Below are 12,312 nucleotides of genomic sequence, written 5' to 3'. Positions count from 1 at the left end.
GTCCCATACGCTCTGGATGTCGGTTCATTATTTGAACCCTTATTTTGAATATAGACTTGCAAACAAAGCGGCTTCCTGTCAAGTTAATTCACACGTTAATTGATTGGCCCGTGCTTGGAGGCAAATGTGGGTACGGTCGGCAAGGCGATTTCACTTCTGGAGCTTTTCACCGTGGCTGAGCCCGAACTCGGGCTGACCGATCTGGCGCGCCGGTCGGGCTTCGACAAGGCGACGACGCGGCGGCTGCTGGTGGCCCTGACCGGCCATGGCTTCGTCGAGCAGGACGCCGGCACGCGGCATTATCGGCTTGGCGCCGGCCTGTCGCGGCTGGCGCGCATCCGCGAGGCGCGCTTCCCCTTCCTGCAGACCGCGGTGCCGCTGGTGCGAGATCTGGCAAGTGCTACGGCCGAGACCGTGCATCTGTCGGAATTCGGCACCGACAGGCTGGTCACTGTCCATGTCGAGCATCCCGCCTGGGCGAACCGCGTCAACATCGACATCGGCCAGCTTCTGCCGCTGCATTCGACTGCGTCGGGCATCGCCTATCTGGCTTTCGCTGGGGATGAGGCCGTCAAGGCATGTCTGGCGGGTCCGCTCGAAGCCTTCACGGCGCATACGCTGATCGATCCCGCCGCCATCTCGCGCTCCATGGCCGAGGCGCGCGAGCGCGGCTATTCGATCTGCGACCAGGGCCTGGAAGAAGGCGTCATATCCGTCGCGGCGGCGATCCTGGCGGCGGACGGTTTCGCGCTCGGCACCATTGCGGTGGCGGCGCCGAAGGCCAGGACGACGACGGCCGACATCACGCAACGGGGACTTGCGGTCATGCAAGCGGCACGGGAGATTTCGATGCGCCTCAACGGCGACAACCTGCAAACCCTGAGGAGGCAGGCCTGATGTCTGCACAGACCGCGACAGCGCCCCGCATCCTGGTCATCGGTACCGGTGATACCAAGGCCGACGAGCTGCTGTTCATGAAAGCCTGCATCGAGGCCTCCGGCGGCAGCGCCGTGATGATGGATGTCAGCGTGCTCGGCAATCCGCCCTACAGTCCCGATCACGACAAGCATGCCGTCGCCCGGGCCGTCGACGTGACGATCGAGGAGATCGTCGCCAGCGGTGACGAGAACACCGCCATGACGCTGATGGCCGGCGGCGCCGTGCAACTGGTGCGCAAGCTGCATCAAAACGGCGAGATCGACGCCTTCATCGCCATAGGCGGCTCGATGGGCACCGATCTGGCGCTCGACGTGGCGCTTTCCCTGCCGCTCGGCGTGCCGAAATTCGTCGTCTCTACCATCGCCTATTCGCACCTCATCCCGCCCGAGCGCGTCGCGCCGGATTTGATGATGATCCTCTGGGCCGGCGGGCTCTACGGCCTCAACTCGATCTGCAAGCTGGTCCTGTCGCAGGCTTGCGGCGCCGTGGTCGGCGCCGCGAAAATCGTGCTCGAGAGCCGCGCCTCTGCCCCGGCAATCGGCCCGACCATCGGCGTGACCTCGCTCGGCAGCTCCTGCCTGCGCTACATGAAGACGCTGAAGCCCGCGCTGGAGCGGCGCGGCTATGATGTCGCCGTCTTCCACACCACCGGAATGGGCGGCCGCGCCTTCGAATCGATCGCCGGCCAGGACCATTTCTGCGCCGTCTTCGACTTCAGCCTGCAGGAGATCACCAATCATCTGGCCGGCTCCGTCGTCTCCTCCGGCAAAGACCGGCTGGAAAATGCCGGCGCCCGCGGCATTCCGCAAATCGCCGCCCCCGGCGCGGTCGACATGGTCGACCTGCCGACCTGGCAGGATTTGCCGGCTAAATTTTCTGAACGCCCGTTTCATGCTCACAACAGGCTGATCGCCTCGATCACCGTCGATGCGGATGATCGCCGCGAGGTTGCCAGGACCATCGCCGCCAAGCTCGGCGCCTCGAAAGGCCGCTCCGCCTTCATCCTGCCGTCCCGAGGGATCCAGGAATGGGACACGGAGGGCGAGCCGCTCTATGAGCCGGAAGCGCTTGCCGCCTTCGTCGATGAAACGCGCAAGGCTATTCCCGCCGGAGTCGAGTTCCACGAGATCGATGCCCACATCAACAGCGACAGTTTCGTCGCAAAGGCGCTGGAAATCTTCGACCGCTGGGTCGAGGAGGGCATCGTTCCGCGCGGCCTGCCGGCCAAGGGAGAGGCCGCGTGAGCGCTCCCGTGGCCCAGGCGCTGGTGCTCGATTTCGGCGGCGTCGTCACAAGGACGCTGTTCGAGACCCATGCCTTGACCGAACAGGCGCTCGGCCTGACGCCCGGAACGCTGCAATGGCGTGGGCCGTTCGATCCGGGCAGCGATCCGCTGTGGCGTTCGATGCAGGCCGATAAGATCAGCGAGCGCGACTATTGGCGCACCCGCACCAGCGAGGTCGGCCGGCTCGTCGGCGAGGATTGGCAGGCGATGGAAACCTTTGTCCAGCGCGCGCGCGGCGCCGAGCCGGAAAAGGTGGTGCGGCCTGAGGCCGACCATGCCATCCGCGCCGTCCATGCCGCCGGGTTTCGCCTGGCGATCCTGTCCAACGAACTCGACCTGTTCTACGGCGCGGATTTCCGACGGCGGCTGCCGCTGCTCGGCCTGTTCGACACCATCATCGACGCCACCTACACCGGCATCCTCAAGCCCGACCCGCGCGCTTATGGCTTCGTCACCGAGGCGCTCGGCCTGCCCGCCGAAGCTTGCGTCTTCGTCGACGACCAGCAGCGTAATGTCGATGGCGGCCGTGCCGCCGGCATGCGCACGGTGCATTTCGACGTTGCGCGGCCAGCACTCTCCTATGCCGAAGCCCTTGCCCATTTCGACCTCGTCCCAGCTACCTGAGACCATTTGCGGAGCCTTGTGATGCGCGACATCAATTTCCTCACCGAGACCAATGCCAAGCCGATCTGGCACCCGATGGCGCATCCGGCCGAGATGCGGGCCAATCCGCCCAAGGTGATCATGAAGGGCGAGGGCGTCACCGTCACCGACATCGACGGCAAGAGCGTGCTTGATGCCGTCGGCGGCCTGTGGAACGTCAATCTCGGCTACAGCTGCGACCCGATCAAGAAGGCGATCGCCGACCAGCTCAGCGCTCTCCCATACTATTCCGGCTTTCGCGGCACCTCGACCGGACCGTCGATCGAGCTCGCCTACGAACTCGCTGAATGGTTCGCGCCGGAAGGCATGGTGCGGACTTTCTTCACGTCGGGCGGTTCGGATTCGGTCGAGACAGCACTTCGGCTGGCGAGGCAATATTGGAAGATCCGCGGCCAGGGCGACCGCACCAAATTCCTGGCGCTCAAGAAGGGCTATCACGGCACACATTTCGGCGGCGCCTCGGTCAACGGCAACGCCAATTTCCGCCGCAACTATGAGCCGCTATTGCCCGGTGTCTTTCACATCCCCGCACCCTGGACCTTCCGCAACCCGTTCGACGAGACCGATCCCGCGCGGCTGGCCAAGCTCTGCGCCAAGGCGCTGGAGGACGAGATCGCCTTCCAGGGCGGCGACACCATCGCCGCTTTCATCATGGAGCCGGTGCTCGGCGCCGGCGGCGTCATTGTTCCGCACGAAAGCTTCATGCCGCTGGTGCGCGAGATCTGCGACCGCCACGAAATCCTGCTGATCGCCGACGAGGTGGTGACAGGCTTCGGCCGCACCGGCGCCTGGTCCGGTTCGCGGCTGACGGGTGTGAAACCGGATTTCATGACCATCGCCAAGGCTATCACCTCGGGCTATTTCCCGCTCGGCGCGACACTGATCGGCGCCAAGGTCGCCGACGTGTTCGAGGCCGACAAGACAAGTTTTGGCGCGATCGGCCATGGCTACACCTATTCCGGCCATCCGGTCGGCTGCGCTGCGGGACTGGCGGCCCTTGCTGAAACCAAACGGCTTCGCCTGAACGAGAACGCCGCGGCACGTGGCGTCGAACTGGCGGCCGTGCTGGAGGGGCTCAAGGCTAAGCACGCCATCGTTGGCGATGTCCGGTACAAGGGCCTGATGGCCGCACTGGAGCTGGTCTCGGATCGCGCGACTAAAAAACCTGCCGACAAGAAGACCATGGCCGTGGTTTCGGAGGCGGCCTACGAAGCCGGCGTCATGCTGCGTGTGTCCGGCAACAACATCATCCTGTCACCACCGCTGATCATCAGCGCCGCCGATGTCGCCAAGATCGGTGAGGCGATCGGCGCAGGCCTGTCGAAGGTCTGATGAGCCGGCAGATACAACGAGGTTCAGGTACCTACAGATGACACAATCGCAGAAGAAAATGACCGAGGAGACGCTCGTTAGCCGGCGCGGTCGCCTGCTCGGTGCGAAATCGCAATTGTTCTATGACGAGCCTGTGCATCTGGTGCGCGGCGAAGGTGTCTGGCTCTACGATGCCGATGGCCGTAAATATCTCGACGCCTACAACAATGTCGCCCATGTCGGCCATTGCCATCCGCATGTGGTCGAGGCGCTGTGCCGGCAGGCAAGCCTGCTCAACACCCACACGCGCTATCTGCACACCGCCATCCTCGACTATGTCGAGCGGCTGACGGCGAGTTTCGACGCCAGTCTCTCCACCGCCATCCTCACCTGCACCGGCAGCGAGGCCAATGACATCGCGCTGCGCATGGCGCAGGCGACGTCAGGCCGGATGGGCATCATCGCCACCGACGCCACCTATCACGGCAACACATCCGCGGTTTCGCAGCTCTCGACGCGCATGCCTCCGGTCGGTGGCCGCGCTCCCTATGTCAGGCTGGTGCCGGCGCCCGACAGTTTTCGCCACCCCGACACGATGGCCAACGGCAAGGCGTTCGGCGACGCCGTACGCGAGGCGATCGCGTCGCTGGCAAAGGACGGCATCGGCCTGTCCGGCATGATCCTGTGCCCGCTGCTCGCCAATGAAGGCTTTCCGACGCTGCCCAGCGGCTTTTTTGACGACGCCGTGGCAGCCGTGCGCGACGCCGGCGGTCTGGTCATCGCCGATGAGGTGCAACCCGGCTTCGGCCGCACGGGCAGCCACTTCTGGGGGCATCAGCGCGCCGGCTTCGTTCCCGACATCGTGACCATGGGCAAGCCGATGGGCAATGGCCACCCGGTCGCCGCCGTGGTGACCACGAAGGCGGTTTTGGCCACTTTTCGCAACGCCTTCCGCTACTTCAACACCTTTGGCGGCAATCCGGTTTCCTGCGCCGTGGCCAACGCCGTCCTCGATGTCCTGGAACAGGAGAAGCTTGTCGCCAACGCACGCGATGTCGGCGCCTATGCGCTCGATTTGCTGCAGCCGCTGGCAGATCGCCATGACTGCATCGGCGAAGTCAGGGGCGCCGGCCTGTTCTTCGGCGCCGAGCTGGTCCGCGACCGCCAGACGCGCGAGCCCGCGCCCGACATGGCCGGGCGCGTCATCAACGCCATGCGTGACCGTGGCGTGCTGATGGGCAAGACCGGCATCCACGGCAATGTGCTCAAGATCCGCCCGCCCATGCCGTTTTCCCGCGCCAATGCCGACCTTTTGATCGGCACGCTCGACGAAGTGCTCGGTGAAGTCGGTGGAGTGGCGGCGTGAACGCGGTTTCCGCGCGATCCGAGCCTGAGACGGCGGCTGATGTCACAGCGCTTGCCAGGCACGCGCTCGCCCATTGGGGTGTCCACGGCGGCGAGCCAGAGCTGCTGAAATACCGCGAGAATGCGGTTTTTCGCGTGCGCCTGGCCGATGGCCGGCCGGCCGCCTTGCGCATTCATCGACTTGGCTACCACTCCGACGCCGCGCTGCGCTCGGAATTGCAATGGATGGCCTTCCTGCAATCCGCCGGTGTCGCCACGCCATCCCCGGTGCCGACATTAGCCGGCGATCTGTTCGTGCCGGTCGGCCTCGGCACTTCCACGCCGCGCCAGGTCGATTGCCTGAGCTGGCTTGAAGGCCACGCCGTCGGCGCGCGCGGCGTGCCGCTCGGCCACACGCCGCTACGCGCGCGAGACGTCTTCACCGCCATAGGGCGAACCATCGCGCGCATGCACAATGCCGCCGCCGGCTGGACGCCGCCGCCCGGCTTTGCCCGCCATGCCTGGAATTTCGACGGTTTCTTCGGCACGAACCCGACATGGGGCCGGTTCGAGACCTGCCCGTTTCTCGACGATGCCAATCGCGAGCTGGTCCACCGTGCCCACAAGAAGGCGGTCACAGCACTCTCGCGGCATGAGCGCAGCGCGCGCAATTTCGGCCTGATCCATGCCGATCTGGTGCGCGAGAATGTGCTGCTCGACGGCGACAGCATCCAGATTATCGACTTCGACGATTGCGGCCATGGCTGGCACGCCTACGATCTTGCTGTCGCGCTCTACCAGAACCGCGAGGAGGCGCTCTATCCGCTGATCGAGGCGTCGCTGCTCGACGGCTACCGGCAGGAGCGCGACCTGACACGAGAGGACGTCGCGGCCTTGCCGCTGTTTTCCGCGCTGCGGGCCTTTGCCTTCCTTGGCTGGGTGCAGAGCCGCGTCGAGGGCGACATCACCCGCGAGGCCGGCATGCGCATCTCGACCATCGCCGCCGGCGTGGTGGCGGATTATCTGCGCGGCGCGTGAGTTGCCGAGCCGTCAGCTCTTGGCGAAATGGATGCTGACCGTTCCCGAGCTGCCGAAGTCGGCGACGATCGTGTCGCCCGGCCGTGCCTCGACCGGGCGTACGAACGACCCTGACAGCACCACCTCGCCGGCCGCGATCGATAGGCCGTAGCGGGCGAGCCGGTCGGCCAGCCAGGCGATGCCCATGGCCGGATGGTTGAGCACGCCGGCGCCGAGGCCCGTCTCCTCGACCTCGGCATTGCGCGAGACGATGGCGCCGATCCAGCGCATGTCGGCTTCATCGGGCCGCTGCGGCCGGCCGCCGATGACGATGCCGGCATTGGCGGCATTGTCGGAGATCGTGTCGAAGAAGCTGCGCGCCTTCTTCGTCTCGGCATTGACGCGCTCGATGCGCGTGTCGAGGATTTCCAGCGCCGGCGTGATGTAGTCGGTGGCGTTAAGCACGTCGAAGATGGTGACGCCTGGCCCTTTGAGCGGCGCTTTCATGACGAAGGCGATCTCGGCCTCGACGCGCGGCTGGATGAAGCGGCCGGCGGGAATGGTCGCGCCGTCGTTGAAGAACATGTCGTTGAACAGCACGCCGGAATCCGGCGTGTCGATGGCCAGCGCATATTGCATCGCCTTGGAGGTCAGGCCGATCTTCCAGCCCTTCGGCTTCAGTCCGGCATCGGTCTTGCGTTTCACCAGAGCCGCCTGGACGCGGTACGCGTCCTCCATGGTCGCTTGCGGATAATCCAGGCTGAGCAGCCGGATCTGCTGGTGCGAACGTTCGGCTTCGAACAGCCGGTTGGCGGCGTCTTCCACTTGCTCCGGGGTCATGAAGCTGCCTCGTCGACGACGCTGTTCCTGAGCACGCCGATGCCGTCGGCCTCGACCTCGATCACATCGCCCGGCTTCAGCCAGATTGGCGGGTCGAAGCGGGCGCCGGCGCCGGTCGGCGTGCCGGTGACGATCATATCGCCCGGCACCAGCGTGGTGAAGGTTGAGACGTAGTTGATGATCTTGCGGAAGGAGAAGATCATCCGGCTGGTGCGATCCTGCTGGCGCAGCTCGCCATTGACCCGGGTGGAGAGCGAAATGTCGGCGATCTGCGCCTCGTCCGTGAACGGCACCAGCCACGGGCCGATCGAGCCGGTGCGGTCGAAATTCTTGCCTTGCGTGACGTTGAACTTGGCGTGCCGCACCCAGTCGCGGATGGTGCCCTCATTGCACAGCGACAGTGCGGCGATATGGCCGAGCGCATCCGCCTCGGCGATGCGCCGCCCGCTTTTGCCGATGACGATGACGATCTCACCCTCATAGTCGAGCTGCGGCGATTCCGGCGGCCGCACCAGTGCAGCGCCATGGCCGACGAAGGAACGGGGAAAGCGGATGAACAGCGACGGGTTGGCAGGCGCCGCCTGCCCGTCCTTGTACTCCTCGTTACGGTCGGGATAGTTGACGCCGACACAGATGATCTTCTCCGGTGACGGGATCGGGATGTCGTAGGCGACGGCGTCGAGCGGGAAATCGACGGCAAAGGCCTCGGCCTCTTCCGCCAGCCGCCGCAAGGCGCCGGCCTCGATCACTTCGCGCAATGTCGACCACTGGCTGTGGCGAGCCGACAGGTCGATGACACCCTTGTCGCTGACCGCGCCATAGCGGGTCTTGCCGTTGATGGTGAAGGTGGCGAGCCGGTTCATGGTGCTGCTCACGGCGCAATGATCGGCGATGCCGTCAGATCCGGCTGGCGTGCGGTGGCACCCGCAAAGGTGCTGCCTTCCTCGAACCAGCTTTTCGGCGCCGGCGCGCCCCACAGCGTCTGCCGCTGCGGGTCCTTGAGGTCCCATTTGATCGGCTCGAGGTCCGGATCGACCGTCTGGTAATCCGAGCAATAGATCTCGATGCGATGGTTGTCCGGGTCTCTGACATAGAGGAAGAAGGCGTTGGAGATGCCGTGCCGGCCGGGGCCGCGTTCGATGTTCGGCAGCCAGCCGGTCGTGGCCATCAAATCGAGCAGGTCGATGATGTTGAGCGGCGTCGGCACCCAGAAGGCGACGTGGTGCAGGCGCGGCCCGACGCCGTTGGTGAAGGCGATGTCATGCACGCCGCCCTTGCGGTGCGTCCAGGCCGCCCACAGCTTTCCGCTCGAGGCATCCTCGGTGTATTCGGTCACGCGGAAGCCAAGCTCGTTGTAGAAGGCGACGGATTCGTCGACATTGGGCGAGAAGCAGTTGAAGTGGTCGATGCGCAGCGGCTTCACGCCCTTGTAGAGCGCGTATTTCTGATGGATCGGCGGCAGCCTTTCCATCTGCGCATAGAATTCCAATGGAATGCCGTGCGGATCCCGGGTGCGGAAAGTGCGCGACTGGTAGGGCCGCTCGACCCATTCCACCGGCAGGCCCTTGGCCTTGAAGAAGTGCTCGGCCTTGTCGAGATCCTCGTCTGAAAAAACCTTGAAGCCGAGGTCGCGCGCTTCCGGCGTCGTCGCCTTGCGCAGCACGATGCAGTGATGGCCACGCTCCTCCATGGCTCTGAGGTAGATGGCGCCTGAGGTTTCGTCGGTGACTTGCAGGCCGAGCGTGTCGACATAGAAGGCGCGGGATTTGGCAAGGTCGGTCACCGCCAGTTCGACATGGCTGAGGCGCACGATGTTGAAGGCGGGATAGAGGTTGGGTTTGGGCAAAGGCATTCTGATCTCCTCCGGTCAGCCGCCGAGTTTCTGGATCGCGTGCGCCGTCGTCGCGAAGGCTACGTTCTTCGTCTCCATGTAGAAGTCGAAGGAATGGTCGCCGCCATCGCGGCCGATGCCGGAATTCTTGACGCCGCCGAACGGCGTCGGCAGATGCCGCACATTTTCCGAATTGACCCAGATCATGCCGGCCTCGAGCGCATCGGTGAAGCGGAAGGCGCGGGTCACATCGGAGGTCCAGAGATAGCCGGTCAGGCCGTATTGCGTGTCGTTGGCGAGCGCCAGCGCCTCAGCCTCGTCCTTGAAGGCAATTGCGGTCAGCACCGGCCCGAAAATCTCCTCCTGGGCGATGCGCATCCTGTTGGTGGCGCCGGTGAACAGCGTCGGGCTGACATAGCAGCCGCCACCCGGGCCCGCGAACTTGCCGCCGCCGGCGGCAACCACCGCGCCCTCCGATCTGCCGATCTCGATATAGGACAGCACCTTTTCCTCGTGCACCGGATGGATCAGCGGCCCGACCACGGTTTTCGGGTCGAGCGGATGGCCTATTGTGATGCGCTTTGCCTTCTTCGCCACCAGATCGGTGAACTGGTCGTAGACCGAGGCTTCGACGAGAAGCCGTGACGACGACGTGCAGCGTTCGCCATTCAGCGAGTAGATCATGAACACCGCTGCATCCGCGGCGCGTTCGAGGTCGGCATCGGCGAAGACGATCACCGGGTTCTTGCCGCCGAGCTCGAAATGCACGCGCTTCAGCGTGTCGGCGCCCTGTTTCATGATCATCGAGCCGGTGCGGCTCTCGCCGACGAAGCCGATCGCCTTGATGTCGGGGTGCTCGGTCAGCGCCTTGCCGGCATGCTCGCCGAGGCCGTTGACCAGGTTCCAGACACCTTTCGGCAGGCCGGCTTCCTCGGCGATCTCGACCAGCAAGCGGGCGCTCAGCGGCGAAAATTCAGCCGGCTTATGGACGATGGTGCAGCCGGCGGCCAGCGCCGGGGCGATCTTCCAGGTCGACAGCATGAACGGCGTGTTCCACGGCGTGATGATGCCGACCGGGCCGATCGGCACCCGCGTGGTCAGGTTGATCTGCCCCGTGGTTCGCAGCGTCTCGCCATCGCGCGCTTCCGGTGCTCGGTCGGCGAAGAAGCGGAAATTTTCCGCACCGCGCAACGCCGCCTTGGCCATGAATTTCAGCGCCTGGCCGGTGTCCATACATTCGACGAAGGCGATCTCCTCGGCACGCGCCTCGATCGCGTCTGCTATTTTGTGCAGCAGCTTCTTGCGCGCTTCGCCCGGCATGGCGGCCCAGGCCGGGAATGCCGCCTTCGCCGCCTTGGCGGCACGGTCGATGTCGGTTGCGTTGCCGCGTGCGACCTTGGCGAGCGGCTTCAGATCGACCGGCGACAGCGTCTCGAAAGTCGAGCCGTCGGCGGCCGGCACCGCCTCGCCACCGATCTGGTTCAGCACGCCGTCTTTCTTGAAGCGGGCGAGATACGCCTCGGCCTTTTTCAGATTGCCTTCGAGGTCGGACATGTCAGTCTTCCGTCACTTGCCGCGCAGCCGCGGGTGGATTGCATTCTTCTTCCAGCTCAGCACCGGGTCGATTTCCCGGATCTCCAGCGACAAAGCGAAATGCGGGGTCTCGAACAGCGTGGCCAGATATTGGCTCACCGCCGCAAACACGGCCTCGCCGGTCCGCTTCTTGTCCTCGGCGCTGCGGCCGGTGCCGATGCGAAACGACATGTCGAGAAAGGCGTTTTCCGGCATTCTGTCGGCAATGGCATAGGCCTCGGCGCGAAAGGCCCGCACCCGCACCGCGCCGGTCTCGAACAACCCGGTGTCGAGCACGGTGCGCAGCACCAGCGCGCACAATTCGCCCATGTCGAGCTTGGCATCGAGATTGGCCGAATACTCGATGGAGAAGTGAGGCACCGCGTTTCGTTCCCTGGTCGCTTGTATTGTTGTAGTTAACGCGTTAATTACATGCGGTGTGGCCGAAGTCAAGCCTTGCATCAGGACTGAGGCGACGATACGGGATGACGGTGACGGGCTTTGGCGGCCAGCGCTGCTGGGCAAAGCCTGCCGCCGATCGCAAGCCAGCGCTGGAGAGAATTTCACTTGCTGCCCGAGAACACCCGCCGCTCCTTGCCAATGGCGCTGCTTCACGCCCGCGAAGTGGTGATGGCGCGGTTTCGCCCGATGCTCGCCGCGCATGACGTGACCGAACAGCAATGGCGCGTGTTGCGCGTGCTGAGCGAAGCCGGCTCGGTCGAGGCGACGGAGCTGGCCGATCGCGCTTCGGTGCTGCCGCCCAGCCTGACCCGCATCATCAAGGCGCTCGAAGGCCGAAAATTCATCACCCGCAACAAGGCGGAAGGCGACGGCCGCCGCGTCGTCCTGACCATCGCCCCGGCCGGTTCCGCCCTGATCGACGCCCTGTCGCCCGAACGCCGCGTCATCTACGACGACATCGAGCGCCGCTTCGGCCACGAGCGGCTGGAGCAGCTGCTCGACCTGCTGGAGACGCTGATCGACGGCGAGAGCTGAGCCTCACCCACCAAAACTCCCCAGCCGAGTCGGCTGCGTATAATTCCGATCGACATAAAGCAGCGCCGAACCGCCGCTACCGTGGCGCACATCGATGACGCGGCCGATCATGACATTGTGCGTGCCGACGATATGCACGTCCTCGATCTCGCAGTCGAAATTGACGATCGCGTCCGACAGTGCCGGCGTGCCTGAGGTCAGCGTCTGCCAGCGCGCCGCTGAATAGCGCGCCTCCATGTCCCGGGTCGCGCCGGCGAACTTTCCTGCCAGATGCATGTGGTCATGCGTCAGCACGTTGACGCAGAAGCGCCGGTTGGCGAGGAACATGGCGGCCTGCGTCGAACGCCCGTTCATGCAGACCAGCAGCGTCGGCGGCTCGTCGGAGACGCTGCACATGGCGGTGGCGGTGAAGCCGCCGCGCCCGGCCGGGCCGTCGGTCGTGACGATGTTGACCGGTGCGCAGACCCTTGCCATGGCGTCGCGGAAATCGGTTTTCGAAATCTGCGTGGCCATC

Annotated in this window: 13 protein-coding genes; 7 read left to right on the top strand and 6 right to left on the bottom strand. The window is 64.9% G+C overall.

Annotation, left to right across the window (positions count from 1 at the left end):
* The first annotated feature begins 126 nt into the window (after positions 1 to 126).
* The 6 genes from JN279_RS03565 to JN279_RS03540 are packed head-to-tail and all read left to right on the top strand — an operon-like array spanning position 127 to position 6,580.
* Positions 127 to 897 (top strand): IclR family transcriptional regulator, encoded by a 771-nt coding sequence (locus JN279_RS03565; RefSeq protein WP_202352000.1) that lies wholly within the window; start codon positions 127 to 129, stop codon positions 895 to 897.
* Positions 897 to 2,183: a Tm-1-like ATP-binding domain-containing protein gene (locus JN279_RS03560; protein WP_202351999.1), complete on the top strand. Its 1,287-nt coding sequence runs from the start codon at positions 897 to 899 to the stop codon at positions 2,181 to 2,183. The genes JN279_RS03565 and JN279_RS03560 overlap by 1 nt, the downstream gene beginning before the upstream one ends.
* 8 nt (positions 2,184 to 2,191) lie before the next feature.
* On the top strand, positions 2,192 to 2,848 hold the full coding sequence (locus JN279_RS03555; protein WP_202353634.1) for an HAD family hydrolase: 657 nt from the start codon (positions 2,192 to 2,194) through the stop codon (positions 2,846 to 2,848).
* Positions 2,849 to 2,869: 21 nt separating this feature from the next.
* Positions 2,870 to 4,219, top strand: a complete 1,350-nt coding sequence (locus tag JN279_RS03550) for an aminotransferase class III-fold pyridoxal phosphate-dependent enzyme (protein WP_202351998.1) — start codon at positions 2,870 to 2,872, stop codon at positions 4,217 to 4,219.
* 37 nt (positions 4,220 to 4,256) lie between these two features.
* Positions 4,257 to 5,564 carry an aminotransferase class III-fold pyridoxal phosphate-dependent enzyme gene (locus tag JN279_RS03545; protein ID WP_446720394.1) on the top strand — a complete coding sequence of 436 codons (1,308 nt, stop codon included), beginning with the start codon at positions 4,257 to 4,259 and terminating at the stop codon, positions 5,562 to 5,564.
* Positions 5,561 to 6,580 carry a phosphotransferase enzyme family protein gene (locus tag JN279_RS03540; protein WP_202351996.1) on the top strand — a complete coding sequence of 340 codons (1,020 nt, stop codon included), beginning with the start codon at positions 5,561 to 5,563 and terminating at the stop codon, positions 6,578 to 6,580. The genes JN279_RS03545 and JN279_RS03540 overlap by 4 nt, the downstream gene beginning before the upstream one ends.
* Positions 6,581 to 6,592: 12 nt before the next feature.
* Here JN279_RS03540 and hpaH read toward each other — a convergent pair whose 3' ends face one another.
* From hpaH to JN279_RS03515, 5 genes are read right to left on the bottom strand one after another with little or no spacing between them, the layout of a single operon-like run.
* A complete protein-coding gene (gene hpaH / locus JN279_RS03535; RefSeq protein WP_202351995.1) occupies positions 6,593 to 7,399 on the bottom strand; it encodes a 2-oxo-hept-4-ene-1,7-dioate hydratase in 807 nt (268 codons plus the stop codon).
* Positions 7,396 to 8,262 carry a fumarylacetoacetate hydrolase family protein gene (locus JN279_RS03530; protein WP_202351994.1) on the bottom strand — a complete coding sequence of 289 codons (867 nt, stop codon included), beginning with the start codon at positions 8,260 to 8,262 and terminating at the stop codon, positions 7,396 to 7,398. Before JN279_RS03530 ends, hpaH begins: the two co-directional genes overlap by 4 nt.
* An 8-nt stretch (positions 8,263 to 8,270) precedes the next feature.
* Positions 8,271 to 9,251 (bottom strand): 3,4-dihydroxyphenylacetate 2,3-dioxygenase, encoded by a 981-nt coding sequence (gene hpaD, locus JN279_RS03525; RefSeq protein ID WP_202351993.1) that lies wholly within the window; start codon positions 9,249 to 9,251, stop codon positions 8,271 to 8,273.
* A 15-nt stretch (positions 9,252 to 9,266) separates the two neighbouring features.
* Positions 9,267 to 10,784 carry a 5-carboxymethyl-2-hydroxymuconate semialdehyde dehydrogenase gene (gene hpaE / locus JN279_RS03520; RefSeq protein WP_202351992.1) on the bottom strand — a complete coding sequence of 506 codons (1,518 nt, stop codon included), beginning with the start codon at positions 10,782 to 10,784 and terminating at the stop codon, positions 9,267 to 9,269.
* A gap of 12 nt (positions 10,785 to 10,796) precedes the next feature.
* Entirely contained in the window at positions 10,797 to 11,183 is a 387-nt protein-coding gene (locus JN279_RS03515) for a 5-carboxymethyl-2-hydroxymuconate Delta-isomerase (protein WP_096452319.1), read from the bottom strand.
* Between the two features lie 186 nt (positions 11,184 to 11,369).
* On the opposite strand from JN279_RS03515, the gene hpaR reads away from it, so the two are divergent.
* Positions 11,370 to 11,798, top strand: a complete 429-nt coding sequence (gene hpaR, locus JN279_RS03510; protein WP_096452321.1) for a homoprotocatechuate degradation operon regulator HpaR — start codon at positions 11,370 to 11,372, stop codon at positions 11,796 to 11,798.
* Between the two features lie 3 nt (positions 11,799 to 11,801).
* On the opposite strand, the gene JN279_RS03505 is transcribed toward hpaR, so the two are convergent.
* Positions 11,802 to 12,311 carry a flavin reductase gene (locus JN279_RS03505; protein ID WP_027040919.1) on the bottom strand — a complete coding sequence of 170 codons (510 nt, stop codon included), beginning with the start codon at positions 12,309 to 12,311 and terminating at the stop codon, positions 11,802 to 11,804.
* Position 12,312 lies beyond the last annotated feature (1 nt).

The sequence above is a fragment of the Mesorhizobium sp. 113-1-2 genome, from assembly GCF_016756475.1.
In the GTDB taxonomy this organism is placed as follows: domain Bacteria; phylum Pseudomonadota; class Alphaproteobacteria; order Rhizobiales; family Rhizobiaceae; genus Mesorhizobium; species Mesorhizobium loti_C.
Note: the sequence above shows the minus strand (reverse complement) of the source record. Positions and strands in the feature narration are given on the sequence as shown.

Coding starts and splice junctions, on each gene's coding strand:
- JN279_RS03550 (WP_202351998.1), top strand. CDS start 2,870: ATGCGCGACATCAATTTCCTCACCGAGACCAATGCCAAGCCGATCTGG.
- hpaE (WP_202351992.1), bottom strand. CDS start 10,784: ATGTCCGACCTCGAAGGCAATCTGAAAAAGGCCGAGGCGTATCTCGCC.
- JN279_RS03530 (WP_202351994.1), bottom strand. CDS start 8,262: ATGAACCGGCTCGCCACCTTCACCATCAACGGCAAGACCCGCTATGGC.
- JN279_RS03545 (WP_446720394.1), top strand. CDS start 4,257: ATGACACAATCGCAGAAGAAAATGACCGAGGAGACGCTCGTTAGCCGG.
- hpaD (WP_202351993.1), bottom strand. CDS start 9,251: ATGCCTTTGCCCAAACCCAACCTCTATCCCGCCTTCAACATCGTGCGC.
- hpaH (WP_202351995.1), bottom strand. CDS start 7,399: ATGACCCCGGAGCAAGTGGAAGACGCCGCCAACCGGCTGTTCGAAGCC.
- JN279_RS03560 (WP_202351999.1), top strand. CDS start 897: ATGTCTGCACAGACCGCGACAGCGCCCCGCATCCTGGTCATCGGTACC.
- JN279_RS03505 (WP_027040919.1), bottom strand. CDS start 12,311: ATGGCCACGCAGATTTCGAAAACCGATTTCCGCGACGCCATGGCAAGG.